The following is a 14646-nucleotide window of genomic DNA, read 5'->3' on the forward strand; positions in this document are numbered from 1 at the left end:
TCCCCAACGGAGGGGATCCCGCGCTGCCTCGGGTCGCCCGGGTCGAGCACGTGCCAGTCGGATCGCCTGCATCCCGCGTTCGGTGGCCTCCTCGACGCAGCTGCACCGGTGCCCCGTCGCTGCCGCACGACGTCCTCCCGCCCACGGGCGGGACTCGTGCTGGCGGGGCGCGGTCGGCCGTCAGGAGAGCGCGTCGACGCCGGTGAGGGACCGGCCGATGATGAGCTTCTGCACCTGGCTGGTGCCTTCGTAGAGGGTGAGGACGCGGGCGTCACGGAGGTACTTGCCGACCGGGTACTCGTCGATGAAGCCGTACCCGCCGAAGACCTGCAGCGCGTTGTTCGCCACCCGGACCGCGGTCTCGCTCGCGTGCAGCTTCGCCATCGACGACGCCGTGGTCAGCTCTTGTCGCGACACCCCGCGGTCGGCCAGCGCCGCGGCGCGCAAGGTCAGCAGCCGCGCCGCCTCGACCTCCACGGCCGAGTCCGCGAGCAGCTCCTGCACCAGCTGCCGGGAGGCGATCGGCGTGCCGAACTGCACGCGCTCCCCCGCGTAGCGGGTCGCCGCGGTCAGCGCCGCCTGCGCCACCCCGACCGCGCCGGCCGCGACCGAGATCCGGCCCTTGGTCAGCGCGCCGAGCGCGATGCCCAGCCCCTTGCCGACCTCGCCGAGCCGGGCCGAGTCCGGCACCCGCACCTCGTCGAGCACCAGCTCCGCGGTGGCCTGGCCGCGCAGGCCCAGCTTGCCGTGCACGGGGTTGGCGGTGAAGCCGGGCGAGTCGGTGGGCACCAGGAACGCCGTGATGCCCCGCCCGCCGTCGTCGCTGGTGCGCGCGAACAGCAGGGCGACCTCGGCCCAGGTGCCGTTGGTGATGAACATCTTCTGCCCGGTGATCACCCAGTCGTCGCCGTCGCGCCGGGCGCGGGTGGTCAACGACGCCGGGTCCGACCCGGCGTCGGGTTCGGTCAGCGCGAAGCAGCCGAGCGCCTCGCCGCTGGTCAGCGCGGGCAACCAGCGCTGCTTCTGCTCCTCCGTGCCCCAGGTGGCGATCGACTTGCTCACCAGCCCCAGCGACACCGAGACGATGCCGCGCACCGAGGAGTCGCCGCGCCCGAGCTCCTCGACGACCACCGCGTAGCTGACCATGTCGGCCTCGACCCCGCCGTGGGCCTCGGGCAGCGTGAGCCCGAGGAACCCGAGCTCGCCGAGCTTGCGCACGATCGCCAGGTCGACCTCCTCGCGGCGGTCCCACTCGCGCGCGTGCGGCACGATCTCGGCGTCGACGAACTGCGCCGCCATCTCCTTGAAGGCGGTCTGCGTGTCGGTCAGTTCGGGGTTCACGGTGTTCCTCGTGCTCTCGTGTGCGTCCTCGCCCGTCGGGGAGGACCGCTCAGGCGTACAGGTCGCGCGGGCTGGTGCCGGTCTCGGTGAGCTCCAGCCCCAGCTCGGCGCGCTCGACCAGCCACCGGCTGGGCCGGTAGCGCGGATCGCCGGTCGCCGAGTGCAGGGCGCGCAAGATGGTGAGCACCCGGCGCGGGCCGACGTGCTGGCCCCACTCCAGCGGGCCGCGCGGGTAGCCCAGCGCGATGCGCACCGCGGTGTCGATGTCGGCCGGGCTGGCCAGGTGCTGCTCGGCGATGAAGCAGCTGGTGTTGACGATCGCGGCGAGGATCCGCTGCGCCACCGAGCCGGGGCTGTCGCGCACCACCGTCACCTTGCGCCCGGTCGCGGCCAGCGCCGCCCACGCCGACCGCGCGAACGCCACGTCGCAGGCCGGGTGGACCGCCAGCACGGCGCGGGTCGCGGTGCTGAGCGGGTCGACACCGCACGCCCGGGCGACCGGCAGACCGGCCGACCGCGCCGCGCTGGCCGCGCTGTGCCCGTACGGCGTGACCAGCACGACCGCGTCCGCGGAGGGCTCCGGGCCGCGCTCGACCTGCACGCCGGCGCCCGCCAGCTCCGCGAGCAGCTCGGCGTCGTCCGACCAGACCGGGTGCGCCACCGACTCCGGCGCCTGCGGTTCCGGGTCCTCCTGCTCGGCACCGTCGGCGTAGGTGTAGAAGCCCTCCCCCGTCTTGCGGCCGAGCAGCCCGGCCTCCAGGCGGGTGCGGGTGATCGGCGACGGGCGCAGCCGCGGGTCGCCGTAGTAGCCGCGCCAGATGCTCTCCATCGCCGGGTGCGTGACGTCCAGCCCGGTCAGGTCCATCAGCTCGAACGGGCCCATCCGCAGGCCCAGCACGTCACGGCAGACGCGGTCGATGTCGGCGGTCCCGGCCACGTCCTCGGCCAGGACCTGCAGCGCCTCGGTGACCAGCCCGCGTCCGGCGTGGTTGACCAGGAAGCCCGGGGTGTCGGTGGCGCGCACCGGGGTGTGGCCGAGGCGCCGCACCAGCGCCACCAGCGCGTCGGGGACCCACGCCGCGGTCCGGGCCCCGGGGATCACCTCGACCAGCCGCATCAGCGGCACCGGGTTGAAGAAGTGCAGTCCGGCGAGCCTGCTCGGGTCGGCCAGCGCGGTGGCGATGGAGGTCACCTGCAGCGAGCTGGTGTTGGTGGCGAACACGGTGCTGGTCGGGCAGACCTCCTCCAGCTCGGCGAACAGCTCGCGCTTGGTGTCCAGGTCCTCGCGCACCGCCTCGACCACCAGGTCGGCCTCGGTGGGCGCCAGCGGGCCGTCCACCGGGCGCAGCCGGTCCCGCGCGGCCGCGGCCTCCTCGGTGGTCATCCTGCCCTTGCCGGCCAGCTTGTCGAACATCCGGCCGATGTGGTCGACCGCCTCGGCGACGGCCTCGGGGCGGGCGTCGGCGAGCTCGACGGTCAGGCCCGCTGCCGCCGCGATCTGTGCGATGCCGCGCCCCATCACGCCGGTGCCGATCACCCGGACCACGTTGACCCGCTCCGCCCACTGCATGGTCGACCTCCCGGAAGCTTGCCTCCGACGCAGCCTCGCACGGCCACGCCAAGAGCGTCCAATACTGGATTGCCCTGTCAGCGATATCAGATCGAACACAATCATCGCGTGTTCCGGGCCGTGGCCGCGCTGTGCTACGAACGAAACGGCGGCGGACCCGTCGCCAGGGCGGAACCGAAGGAGCAAGCATGCGCGAAGCGGTGATCTGCGAACCGCTGCGGACCCCGATCGGCCGGTTCGGTGGGGTGTTCAAGACCGTTCCCGCGGTCGACCTGGCCTCGACGGTGATCAAGGGACTGCTGGAGCGCACCGGGCTGGACGGCGGGGTGATCGACGAGGTGATCCTCGGCCACGGCTACCCCACCTCGGACGCCCCGGCGATCGGACGGGTCGCCGCGCTCGACGCGGGACTGCCCATCGAGGTCGGCGGCACGCAGGTGGACCGCCGCTGCGGGTCCGGGCTGCAAGCGGTCCTCGACGCCGCGATGCAGGTGCAGACCGGGGTCAGCGACGTGGTGCTGGCCGGTGGCGCGGAGAGCATGAGCAACGCGCCGTTCTACACCACCGAGGCCCGGTGGGGCATCCGCGGCAGCGGGCTGGAGCTGCACGACTCGCTGGCCCGCGGCCGGGTCACCGCCGGTGGCGCGAACCACCCGGTCCCCGGCGGGATGCTGGAGACGGCCGAGAACCTGCGCCGCGAGTACCAGGTCTCGCGCACCGAGCAGGACGAGCTGGCGGTGCGCTCGCAGCAGCGCGCGGGGGCGGCCCAGAGCGCCGGGCTGTTCGCCGAGGAGATCGTTCCGGTGACGGTGCGGTCCCGCAAGGGCGACACCGTGGTCGAGGTCGACGAGCACCCCCGCCCGGAGACCACGATGGACACCCTGGCGGCGCTGAAGCCCGTCCTCATCAAGTCGGACCCGGAAGCGACGGTCACCGCGGGCAACGCCAGCGGGCAGAACGACGCGGCGGCGGTCTGCGTGGTGACCACGCCGGAGCGCGCCGCCGAACTGGGCCTGCGGCCGCTGGTGCGCCTGGTGTCGTGGGCGCGCGCCGGGGTGCCGCCGCGCACCATGGGCATCGGCCCGGTCCCGGCGACGGCGAAGGCGTTGCAGCGCGCCGGGATCAGCCTCGCGGACGTGGACCTGATCGAGCTCAACGAGGCGTTCGCGGCGCAGGTGCTGGCCTGCACGCGGGAGTGGGAGTTCAAGCCCGCCGACTTCGACCGCCTCAACGTCAACGGTTCCGGGATCTCGCTGGGCCACCCGATCGGCGCCACCGGCGCCCGGATCCTCGCGACGCTGTCGCGCGAGATGCACCGCCGCGACGCGCGCTACGGCCTGGAGACCATGTGCATCGGCGGCGGGCAGGGCCTCGCCGCGGTCTTCGAACGCGTCTGACGGGCGCCGGGGCACCCCCGGGTGCCCCCGGCTCCGCGGTCATCCGCCGGTCGGGAGGGGTTCGCCCGCGGGCGACACGGCGTACCAGTAGCCGCCGCTGGAGAGCACCCCGTGGCCGTTGGCCTGGCCCGGCACGTCGTCGCCGACGTAGTAGTAGAGCGGGTGTCCGTTGTAGACGACCTGGGTCGCGCCGTCCGGCCGCACCACGGTGCCGAGCAGGTCCGGGGCCACGTCCGGACCCGCCGCGGGCGGGTCCGTCGTGGTCAGCGGTGGCCAGTCCTCCGCGCAGGCGTCGAGGCACCGGGGCTGCCCGTCGCGGTCCTCCTCGAACAGGTACACCGACCGGCCGTCCGGCCCGGCGAGCACGGACCCCAGGCCCGCCACCGGCTGCGCCCGGACCATGATCGCCCCGCCGGTCACGGGCGGCGCCGTCACCGGTGGTGGCGGGGTGCCGACCCCGCTGCCCGCGGGTTCCTCACCACCGGGCACGCAGGCGCCGGTCAGGAACAGCGCACACCCGACCAGCCCGATGCTCCGCGGTGCCCCCACGCGGTCTCGGACGGAGCGGAGCATCGTGGCCTCCCTGCGACCCGGTGTCCTCGGACGGTGCGCGGCCCCCAGACCGGCGGAACCGCCGGACCACCGCGCGTGCGCCGACCGCGCCCCCTCGGGCGCCCAGCGCTGCACAACGCACCCACGATGCCCCGGCACCCGGTGGACCGGGAAGGGCCGATGGTCCCTCCGGCGGACACCCCGTCACATCTGGACGATCTGGATGAGGTTGCCGCAGGTGTCGTCGAAGACCGCGGTGGTCACCTCACCCATCTCGACCGGTTCCTGGGTGAACCGCACGCCCCGCGAAGAGAGCCGCTCGAACTCCGCGCGCACGTCGTCGACCTGGAACGACGCGGCCGGGATGCCGTCGGCGACCAGGGCCTCCTTGTACGGCTTCACCGCGGGGTGCGCGTCCGGCTCCAGGAGCAGCTCGACGCCGTCCGGGGCGTGCGGCGACACCACGGTCAGCCAGCTGTGCTCCCCCAGCGGGACGTCGCGCTTGGCCTGGAAGCCGAGCACGTCGGTGTAGAACTGCAGCGCCTTGCGCTGGTCGTCGACGAGGACGCTGGTCACGTAGATCTTCACGGCTTCTCCTCCGGTTCTGGCGCGAGCCATCGGTCGGTGAGGTGGCGCAGCGGTCCGGTGTTCAGGTGGTGGAACTTGTAGCGACCGTCCCTCCGGGTCTCGACCAGACCCGCCTGCGCGAGCACGTCGATGTGCTGCGAGATGGCCTGCCGGGACGACCCCAACCCGTGCTTGCCGGCCAGGCGGCCGCAGATCTCGAACAGCGTCTGGCCGTCGCGGTCGGCCAGCTCGTCGAGGATCGCCCGCCGGGTGGGGTCCGCGAGCGCTTTGAACACGTCACTCACGGACACCACAATAGGCAAGTGGATGCTTGCCTGTCACGTCGGCTCGCTCACCGGTGGTGCGCGACCAGCTCGTGCGCCTCCTGGGGACCCGCCGGGTGGGCGTGCACGATCGCGCCGCCCAGCCTCGGCAGCGCGTGCCAGAGCCGGTGCTCGGCGTCGTGCGCGATGCGGTGCGCCCGGACGAGGCTGAGGTCCGCGTCGACCTCCAGCTCGGCCTCGACGCGCAGCGCGTGCCCGACCCAGCGCAGGCGCAGGTCCCCGACGCCCCGCACGCCGGGCGTGGCGGCCAGCGCGCGCTCGGCCTGCCCGACGAGCTCGGGGTCGACGGCGTCGAGCACCCGCGCGAACACCACCGCGGCGGACCCGCACAGCACCGCGAGGATCGCGCCGGTGATGAGCAGGCCGACGACCGGATCGGCCCACCACCACCCCAGCGCAGCACCGGCGACCGAGCCGAGCACGGCGAGGCTGGTGAAGCCGTCGGCCCGCGCGTGCAGCCCGTCGGCCACCAGCGCGGCCGAACCGATCTCCCGCCCGACCCGGATGCGGTAGCGCGCGACGAGCTCGTTGCCGGCGAAGCCGAGCAATCCCGCCGCGGCCACCCAGCCCAGGTGCTCGACCCGCTGCGGGGAGACCAGCCGCTCCACCGCCTCCCAGGCCGCCAGCGCGGCCGACGCCGCGATCACGGCGAGGACGACCAGCCCGGCCAGGTCCTCAGCGCGACCGAACCCGTAGGTGAACCGGCGCGTCGCCGCGCGCCGGGCCAGCAGGAAGGCGGCGGCGATCGGGACCGCGGTCAGCGCGTCCGCGACGTTGTGCAGCGTGTCGCCGAGCAGCGCGACGGACCCGGTGAACGCCACCAGGACGGCCTGCCCGGCCGCCGTGGCGGCCAGGCCGCAGAAGGAGATCCACAGCGCGCGCAAGCCCTTCCGACTGGTCTCCAGGGCCCGGTCCACGGTGTCGGCGGTGTCGTGGTGGTGCGGCACGACCGCGTGCCGCAACCTCGCCCACCGGTGACCGTGGCCGTGGCCGTGCCCCGTCCGCTTCCGCCACACCTGGACTCCTCGGGTTCGGCGACACCCGGACCGTAGACCGCGGCCCCGGCGTGCGACAACGTCGCTACAGCGAGGCCCTCGCACGTGCACCCCGACCGGGAGTCCACAGTGGATCTTCCGACCGGCTCGCCCGTCGGGCCGCGGCTCCCGGACGACGCGCTGGGTGCCGACCCCGGCGGGGAGCTCGGCGCGATGCCACTCACCGGGTGCCCCACGCCGACCACCAGCGGCGTCGAGCACCGCGCGAGCGCTACTCCGCGGTGCGCAGGACCTCCGACCTCGAGGGCACGGGTTCGTGCACCAGCAGGTCCCCGACTTGGCACCCCAGCGCGGAGCAGATGATGTCGAGATCGGACAGCTTGAGACTGGCCGGGGTCTTCGACCACAAACCGGACATCTTCCCGGCCGAGACGACCAGACCGTGCTCGGCGAGCAGTCGTTGCAGTTCGGCGGCCTTCCAGATCCCTCGCTGGGCCGCGACCAACCGCAGGTTCCACTTCACGACGACATCGCCTCCCACTCGATCGGCACAGACCGCGTGCCGCGTGCGCTCACGCTCGCCCGCCTCCTGGTGCACTGGAGCGGGCGCTGCGGCCCGCTCGACACGATTTCAGACCTGATGAGGAAAACACCGCGAACGGCGCGGTTCCTCTGCGGCCCGAACAGTACTCCGAATTGGACGGAGCACAGATAGTCCGATGCGTGGAATCTGCGAACGTGCTTCAGATCGCCCGAGTGGAGCAACATCGTCGAGGAATATTCCGTCATCACCAGAACGGCCTAGCGCTTGTAGGTGGGCCGCCGCCGAACCGCTCGACATTTCCGCCGGAACGTGATTACGGAGCGTTTTCACCGGGACGCGGACCCGAAGACCGGAAATCCGTCCCACACCCTCGATTCGCCCGCGATGAGCAGCTCTTTCGGGTGACTGTACGGCCGAGATCAGCGGTGATAACGTCGCCGTCGGCAGCGACGAGACGACGACCCCGCGGTCGAAGCGCCATTCCATTCCCGCTCATTCCGCATTGCGTCGAACCATTCCCACGACAATTCCGCTGCCGAAACCCAGTGACCGAGATGATTGGTGGTGTTCCAGCATGACTGCGTCCGGACCCCTCGGCCCCGTGGCACCGCGGCCGAGCACGAGCACAGCGGCGGCCCGACACCTGCCGACCACGCGCACCCCCGGCGAGGCGCACCCGGGCTCCGTCCCGCAGGGCTGCCCGCACGTCCGCGCCGGTGGTGATCGACCCACCCGCGAGCCGGTCCCGCGCAAGCCCAGACGCGCTCCGATCCCGTTGTCGCACAACGACTTCCGAGATCCGGGCCACGCGAGCGGGCCGCAGCGGCCGGGTGCGAGGGGGTCGGCGAGCCCGTGGTGACCCCACACCCACCGACCGGTGCCCCGCACGCCCCCGGCGTGCCCGGGCCCGTCGAGAACCGGGGGACGGCGGCCGTGGTGAGCGCACTCCCGACCCCCAGCTCCTCACGGCGGACCCGCAGGTCCGCCACCGGCCCCACCGCACGAAAGGGTCATCGGATGACCACCATGCAGCAGGAAGCCCGCCGAGCGGGCACTGCCCACGAAGCCCTCACCCGCAGCCGCACCATGGTCGAACCCGCGCTCCGGGCGGCGGTCGACCGGCTGCCCACCCGGATGCAGCAGGTCGCCGGGTACCACTTCGGGTGGTGGGACGAGCGCGGCAACCCGGTGCGCGCCGACCGCGGCAAGGCCCTGCGCCCGGCGATGGTGCTGCTGGCCGCCAGCGCCGTCGGCGGTGACCCCGCGGTGGCGGTCCCCGCGGCCGTCGCCGTGGAGCTGGTGCACAACTTCTCGCTGCTGCACGACGACGTGATGGACGGGGACGTCACCCGGCGGCACCGGCCCACGGCGTGGACGGTGTTCGGCAGCGGGCCGGCGATCCTGGCCGGTGACGCGCTGCTGTCGCTGGCCGCCGACGTGCTCGCGGCGTGCCACCACCCCGAGGCCCCCGACGCCGTGCGGACGCTGAACACCACGGTCCTCAACCTGGTCAACGGCCAGGTCGCCGACCTGGCGTTCGAGGACCGCCGCAGCGTGGACCTGGCCGAGTGCGAGCGGATGGCCCGCGACAAGTCCGGGGCGCTGCTGGGGTGCGCGTGCGCGCTCGGCGCCGTGTTCGGCGGCGGCCGGGCCGAGCAGGTCGCGCGGCTGCGCAGCTTCGGGGAGCGGATCGGGCTGGCGTTCCAGCACGTCGACGACCTGCTGGGCATCTGGGGCGACCCGGCGATCACCGGCAAACCGGTGTTCTCCGACCTGCGCACCCGCAAGAAGACCCTGCCGGTGGTCGCCGCGCTGACCTCCGGCACGCCGGCCGGGCAGCGGTTGGCCGCCGTCTACCTCAACGACCAGCCGATGTCGGGCAGCGACCTGGCCCAGGCCGCCGAGTTGATCATCTTCGCCGGCGGGCGCAGCTGGAGCCAGGACCAGACCGACCAGCTGCTCGCCTCCGCGCTGGTCGACCTCGGCCGGGCCGACCTCGCACCCCGCGCCGCCGAGCAGCTCAGCGCCCTGGCCCACCTGATGACCCACCGCGACCACTGACCGACCGCCCCGCGGGGGCCGCGGTCACCGGCGGCGGCGGTTGCCGAACAGGCCCCGGGTGATCTCCCGCCCGAGGGCGCTGGCCGCGGAGCGGACGAACGAGCGGACCGCCGGGTTCTCCATCGCCTGCTGGACCAGGCCAGGGCGTTCCGTGGCCGCGGCCGGTTCCTCCCGCACCGGTGCGGCGACCTTGGCCGCGAGCCGTTCGTAGGCCGATTCCCGGTCGACGCTCTCCCGGTACCGCTCCCACAGCGGGGAGGAGGCCGCGTTCTCCCGCACGGCCTCCTCCCCGATCGCTCCCATCAGCGACCGCGGGGCGCGCAGCCGGGTCCAGGCGACCGGGGTCGGGGCACCGGCCTCGGACAGCACCGTCACGATCGCCTCACCGGTGCCCAGCGAGGTCAGCGCCTCGTCGAGCCGGTAGTGCTCGGTGGTCGGGAACGTCTTCACCGTGCGGCTCAACGCCTCCTGGTCGTCCGGGGTGAAGGCGCGGATCGCGTGCTGGACGCGGGCGCCGAGCTGGGACAGCACCGTGCCGGGCAGGTCGGTGGGCAGTTGCGTGCAGAAGAAGATGCCGACGCCCTTGGAGCGGATGAGCTTCACGGTCTGCTCGATGCGCTGCAGGAACGCCTTGGAGGCGTCGGAGAACAGCAGGTGCGCCTCGTCGAAGGAGAACACCAGCTTCGGGCGGTCGAGGTCGCCCGCCTCGGGCAGCTCCTCGAACAGCTCGGCCAGCAGCCACATGAGGAAGGTGGAGAACAGCACCGGGTCGGACTGCACGTCGTCCAGCTCCAGCAGGTTGACCACGCCCCTGCCGTCGACCTGGCGCATCAGGTCGGCGACCGCGAGCTCCGGTTCGCCGAAGAACTCCTCGCCACCGCGGGCCTCCAGGTTGGACAGCGCGCGCAGGATCACGCCCGCGGTGGCCGGCGAGACCCCGCCGACGCCCTGGAGCTCCGCCGCGCCCTCGTCGCTGGTGAGGAACTGGATCACCGCGCGCAGGTCCTTGAGGTCCAGCAGCGCCAGGCCGCGCTGGTCCGCCCAGTGGAAGATCAGGCCCAGCGTCGACTCCTGCGTCGGGTTCAGCCCCAGCACCTTGGCCAGCAGCAGGGGCCCGAAGCTGGTCACCGTCGCGCGGACCGGCACACCGCGGCCGCGAGTGCCCAGCGACCAGAACTGCACCGGGTAGCCGGTGGCTCGCCACGCGTCACCGACCTCGGCGGCGCGCTCGGCCACCTGGTCCGCGCGGCCCGGCTCGACCATCCCGGAGAGGTCGCCCTTGACGTCGGCGAGCAGCACCGGCACCCCGGCGTCGGAGAGCTGCTCGGCGAGCAGCTGCAGCGTCTTGGTCTTGCCGGTCCCGGTCGCCCCGGACACCAGCCCGTGCCGGTTCACCGTGGCCAGCGGGATGCGCACCGCTGCCCCGGCGTCGGGCACCCCGTCCACGACCACGGCCCCGAGCTCGAGGGCCGCTCCCCCGGTCGCGTAGCCCGAGGCGATCTGCCGCGCCACGTCGTCCGCCACCACGTCCTCCCGCACGCCGTTGCCGTCCTGGTTCGAGCATGCGGCCCGGGCCTCCGGCACGCCCCGGTCGACCACCCGGACGAGTGAGGAGCGCGACGGCGTCTACCTCGCCGGACAGCGGCCGTCAACCCTGGTCCGCAGGGCCGGACGCTCCCTTGACAGCGTGGTCCACTGCACGCCTAGAGTGCAGTCGGACGGTCGCGTCAGGTGTCGAACCGGTCCACTGTGGAGCACCAGGAGGCAGCCCGTTGCACGAGGTTCGCACGGCCATCGTCACCGGCGCGGGATCCGGCATCGGGTTCGCCACCGCCGTCGCGCTCGCCCGCGAGGGTTACCGGATCGTGGCCGTCGACGTCGCCGCCGACGGGACCGAGCGGGCCGCGGCGGCGGTCGCCGAGGCCGGTTCCGAGGCGCTGCCTGCCGCGCTGGACGTGCGCGACGCGGAGGCCTTCGAGGCCGCCGTGGACCGCGCCGAGCAGCACTTCGGCGGGCCCCCGCAGCTGCTGGCCAACATCGCCGGGATCGGGGTCGCCGCGCCGCTGACCGAGACCAGCCGCGCCGACTGGGACGCGGTGATCGGCGTGAACCTGACCGCGCTGTTCGAGACCTGCCGCATCGTGCTGCCCCGGATGGTGGCGGCCGGCGGCGGATGCATCGTCAACGTCGCCTCGGTCGCCGGGGTGGTCGGCGTGCGCAACCGGGCCGCCTACTGCGCCTCCAAGGCCGGGGTCATCGGGCTCACCCGCTCCATCGCCGTCGACTACGCCGACCGCGGCATCCGGGCCAACGCGATCTGCCCCGGCACCGTCGCCAGCGAGTGGATCGGCAAGATCCTGGCCGACGCGCCGGACCCGGCCGCCGCGCGCAAGGCGATGGAGGAGCGCCAGCTGGACGGCCGGATGGGCACCCCCGCGGAGGTCGCGGAGGGCATCGTCTACCTGGCCGGGGCGCGCTTCGCCAACGGCAGCGCCTTCGTCCTGGACGGCGGCATGACCGCCATCTGAGCGCGTCCCCCGCCCGCGGCGGTGGGATCGTGCAGTCCCGGGACGACGGCAGGACCCTGTTCGGCACTGGAAGGAGCAAGCCCGTGAGCGCGTCCGAACTCGACCGGCTCCGGCAGCGGATCAGCGAGGAGGACGGCCTGGTCGTGGCGTTCTCCGGCGGGGTCGACTCGGCCCTGCTGGCGGCCGTGGCGCACGAGGTGCTCGGGTCGCGGATGCTGGCCGTCACCGCCGTCTCGCCCAGCCTTGCCAGCGCGGAGCGCCGCCAGGCCAAGGAGTTCGCCCGGGACCGCGGCTTCGCGCACGTCGAGGTCTGCACCGACGAGGCCGAGCGGCCCGAGTACGCGGCCAACGACGGCAACCGCTGCTTCCACTGCAAGTCGGCCCTGTTCGACGCGGTCGAACCGCTGGCGGCGGCGATGGGCGCCCGCATCGCGCTGGGCACCAACCTCGACGACCTCGGCGACCACCGCCCGGGCCAACGGGCCGCCGCGCAGCGCGGCGCCATCGCACCCATGGTGGACGCCGGGCTGACCAAGGAGGCGGTCCGCCGGGTGAGCCGCGAGCTCGGCCTGGCCACCGCCGACAAGCCCGCCGCCGCCTGCCTGGCGTCCCGCGTCGCCTACGGCGACCCGGTGACCCCGGAGGTGCTCGCGCGGGTCGAACGCGCCGAGGACGCCGTGCACGCGCTGGGCTTCGAGGTCTGCCGGGTGCGCGCGCACGGCCACGGCACCGTCGCCCGGCTGGAGCTCCCGGAGGCCGACTTCGACCGCGCCGCCGCCCGGCGCGGCGAGCTGGACCGGGCGGTGCGCGAGGCCGGGTTCCAGTTCTGCGCCCTCGACCTCGGCGGGTTCCGCAGTGGACGGATGAACGCCCTGCTGCCGCTGCTACCGGTGCGGACCGCGTCATGAGCGGTTTCACCGACCTCGGGTACGCGCGGGTGGACACCGACCGGGAGGTCCGCCAGGGCCTGCCGGAGGTGGTCTACGCGCCCGGCAAGCGGCCGGAGGAGATCACCGGCATCGTCACCGAGCTGCTCGCCCGCAGCACCGGGCCGGTCCTGGTGACCCGGGTGGAGGCCGACGTCGCCGCGCAGGTCGACGTGCCCGGCGGCAGCTACGACGAGACCGCGCGCGTGCTGGTGTGGCGGCCCGCGCCGCCCGGCTCGTTCCGGGTGTGCCTCGCCACCGCGGGCACCGCGGACTGGCCCGTCGCCGCCGAGGCCGAAGCGGTGTGCACCGCGATCGGGCTGACCGTCGACGTCGTGCGCGACGTCGGGGTGGCCGGCCTGCACCGGCTGCTGGCCGTCCGCGAACAGCTGGAGCGGGCCGACGCGGTGATCGTGGTGGCCGGGATGGAGGGCGCGCTGGCCAGCGCGGTCGGCGGCCTGGTGGAGTGCCCGGTGATCGCGGTGCCCACCTCGACCGGCTACGGCGCCGCGCTGGAGGGCGTGACGGCCCTGCTGGCGATGCTGACCTCGTGCGCGGCCGGCTTGACAGTGGTCAACATCGACTCCGGCTTCAGCGCGGCGATGGCCGCGCACCGGCTGGCCCGCACCACGGCGAGGCGCCGGTGATCCTCTGGTTGAACCCGGTCACCGGGGTCTCCGGTGACATGCTGCTGGGAGCGCTGCTCGGGTTGGGTGCCCCGCTGGACGAGGTGCGCGCGGCGGTCGAGTCGACCGGGCTGCCGGGGTGGCGGTTGCGCGCCGAGCGGGTCCAGGTCGACGGCATCGCGGCGACCCGGGCCGTGGTCGAGGTCGAGGACACGAGCACCGAACGGCACGCCGCGGAGCTGCTGGACCGCGTGCGGCAGGCGCGGCCGGAACCGGTCGCGGACCTGGCCGCGGCGGCCGTGCGGGCCATCGCCGAGGTGGAGGGCGCGCTGCACGACCGGCACCCCGACGAGGTGCACCTGCACGAGATCGGCGGGCTGGACACCGTGGTCGACACGGTCGGGGTGGCCGCCGCGCTGCACGCGCTGGGCGTCACCGCGGTGCACTCGGCTCCGCTGGCGCTGGGCAGCGGCACGGTCCGCTGCGCGCACGGCGTGCTCCCGGCGCCCGCCCCGGCGACGTCCCGGCTGCTGCGCGGTGCGGCGGTCGTCGGCACCGACCTCCCCGGCGAGACGGTGACACCGACCGGCGCCGCGCTGCTGGCAGCCGCCGGGACCGCCTACGTCCCGCCGCCGGCGATGGTGGTGCGGGAGACCGCCCACGGTGCGGGCACCCGCCGCTTCCCGCAGCGGCCCAACGTGCTCTCGGCGACCCTCGGTGAGCCGCTGACCGCCGAGCCCGCCGAACCGATGGTGGTCCTGGAGTGCAATGTGGACGACGTGACCGGCGAGCTGCTCGGCCACGTCCTCGACCGCGCGTTGCGCGCCGGTGCGGCCGACGCCTGGACCACCCCGTCCACGACGAAGAAGTCGCGGCCCGCCCACGTGCTGCACGTGCTGTGCCACCCGCACCAGGAAGCGAGGCTGGCCGAGCTCGTGCTGGCCGAGACCGGCAGCCTCGGCGTCCGCAGCCAGCCGGTCACCCGCCGCGCGCTGCCCCGGCGCACCACGACGGTCACCGTCGAGGGCCACGAGATCCGGATCAAGCACGGGCCGTGGCACGCGAAGCCGGAGCACGACGACGTGGCGGCCGCGGCCGAGGCGCTCGGCCTGCCGCTGCGGACCGTCGCGGCCCGGGCGCTCCGCGAGCTCCACTCCTGACCGGCGGCCCCGCCACCTGGTCAGCCGGGCCGCGC

Annotated in this window: 14 protein-coding genes; 6 read left to right on the forward strand and 8 right to left on the reverse strand. The window is 74.1% G+C overall.

All coding sequences use genetic code 11. From position 1 onward, the window contains the following. Positions 1 to 180: 180 nt before the first annotated feature. Positions 181 to 1341, reverse strand: a complete 1161-nt coding sequence (locus tag HNR68_RS19165; RefSeq protein ID WP_179723064.1) for an acyl-CoA dehydrogenase family protein — start codon at positions 1339 to 1341, stop codon at positions 181 to 183. A 49-nt stretch (positions 1342 to 1390) separates the two neighbouring features. Further along, the gene (locus tag HNR68_RS19170) at positions 1391 to 2911 is read right to left on the reverse strand and encodes a 3-hydroxyacyl-CoA dehydrogenase (RefSeq protein WP_179723066.1); all 1521 of its coding nucleotides are present in this window, start codon (positions 2909 to 2911) and stop codon (positions 1391 to 1393) included. Between the two features lie 188 nt (positions 2912 to 3099). On the opposite strand from HNR68_RS19170, the gene HNR68_RS19175 reads away from it, so the two are divergent. Next, positions 3100 to 4308 carry an acetyl-CoA C-acetyltransferase gene (locus HNR68_RS19175; RefSeq protein WP_179723068.1) on the forward strand — a complete coding sequence of 403 codons (1209 nt, stop codon included), beginning with the start codon at positions 3100 to 3102 and terminating at the stop codon, positions 4306 to 4308. 39 nt (positions 4309 to 4347) lie between these two features. Here the strand turns inward: HNR68_RS19175 and HNR68_RS19180 are convergent, their stop codons facing one another. The 5 genes from HNR68_RS19180 to HNR68_RS19200 form a co-directional block, all read right to left on the reverse strand. Beyond that, entirely contained in the window at positions 4348 to 4881 is a 534-nt protein-coding gene (locus tag HNR68_RS19180; protein WP_179723070.1) for a COG4315 family predicted lipoprotein, read from the reverse strand. Between the two features lie 183 nt (positions 4882 to 5064). Then, positions 5065 to 5478, reverse strand: coding sequence for a VOC family protein (locus HNR68_RS19185; protein ID WP_218888354.1), 414 nt, complete (start codon positions 5476 to 5478; stop codon positions 5065 to 5067). Then, the gene (locus HNR68_RS19190; protein ID WP_343050256.1) at positions 5445 to 5732 is read right to left on the reverse strand and encodes an ArsR/SmtB family transcription factor; all 288 of its coding nucleotides are present in this window, start codon (positions 5730 to 5732) and stop codon (positions 5445 to 5447) included. The genes HNR68_RS19185 and HNR68_RS19190 overlap by 34 nt, the downstream gene beginning before the upstream one ends. A 47-nt stretch (positions 5733 to 5779) precedes the next feature. After that, the gene (locus HNR68_RS19195; RefSeq protein ID WP_179723074.1) at positions 5780 to 6787 is read right to left on the reverse strand and encodes a cation diffusion facilitator family transporter; all 1008 of its coding nucleotides are present in this window, start codon (positions 6785 to 6787) and stop codon (positions 5780 to 5782) included. 250 nt (positions 6788 to 7037) lie between these two features. Further along, complete coding sequence (locus HNR68_RS19200; RefSeq protein ID WP_179723076.1) at positions 7038 to 7289, reverse strand: helix-turn-helix domain-containing protein; 252 nt, start codon at positions 7287 to 7289, stop codon at positions 7038 to 7040. A gap of 1038 nt (positions 7290 to 8327) precedes the next feature. On the opposite strand from HNR68_RS19200, the gene HNR68_RS19205 reads away from it, so the two are divergent. After that, a complete protein-coding gene (locus HNR68_RS19205) occupies positions 8328 to 9371 on the forward strand; it encodes a family 2 encapsulin nanocompartment cargo protein polyprenyl transferase (protein ID WP_179723078.1) in 1044 nt (347 codons plus the stop codon). Positions 9372 to 9395: 24 nt separating this feature from the next. Here HNR68_RS19205 and HNR68_RS19210 read toward each other — a convergent pair whose 3' ends face one another. Further along, the gene (locus HNR68_RS19210) at positions 9396 to 10910 is read right to left on the reverse strand and encodes a helicase HerA-like domain-containing protein (protein ID WP_179725249.1); all 1515 of its coding nucleotides are present in this window, start codon (positions 10908 to 10910) and stop codon (positions 9396 to 9398) included. A 233-nt stretch (positions 10911 to 11143) separates the two neighbouring features. Here HNR68_RS19210 and HNR68_RS19215 point away from each other — a divergent pair, with 233 nt between their 5' ends. The 4 genes from HNR68_RS19215 (at position 11144) to larC (ending at position 14611) form a co-directional block, all read left to right on the forward strand. Then, positions 11144 to 11899, forward strand: a complete 756-nt coding sequence (locus HNR68_RS19215) for an SDR family NAD(P)-dependent oxidoreductase (RefSeq protein WP_179723080.1) — start codon at positions 11144 to 11146, stop codon at positions 11897 to 11899. Between the two features lie 83 nt (positions 11900 to 11982). Continuing rightward, positions 11983 to 12807 carry an ATP-dependent sacrificial sulfur transferase LarE gene (gene larE / locus HNR68_RS19220; protein WP_179723083.1) on the forward strand — a complete coding sequence of 275 codons (825 nt, stop codon included), beginning with the start codon at positions 11983 to 11985 and terminating at the stop codon, positions 12805 to 12807. Beyond that, positions 12804 to 13472, forward strand: coding sequence for a nickel pincer cofactor biosynthesis protein LarB (gene larB / locus HNR68_RS19225; protein ID WP_179723092.1), 669 nt, complete (start codon positions 12804 to 12806; stop codon positions 13470 to 13472). Before larE ends, larB begins: the two co-directional genes overlap by 4 nt. Next, positions 13469 to 14611 carry a nickel pincer cofactor biosynthesis protein LarC gene (larC, locus tag HNR68_RS19230; protein ID WP_179723101.1) on the forward strand — a complete coding sequence of 381 codons (1143 nt, stop codon included), beginning with the start codon at positions 13469 to 13471 and terminating at the stop codon, positions 14609 to 14611. Before larB ends, larC begins: the two co-directional genes overlap by 4 nt. The last annotated feature ends 35 nt before the right edge of the window (positions 14612 to 14646 follow it).

Origin of the sequence: Saccharopolyspora hordei, from assembly GCF_013410345.1 — a bacterium.
Taxonomy (GTDB): Bacteria; Actinomycetota; Actinomycetes; order Mycobacteriales; family Pseudonocardiaceae; genus Saccharopolyspora; species Saccharopolyspora hordei.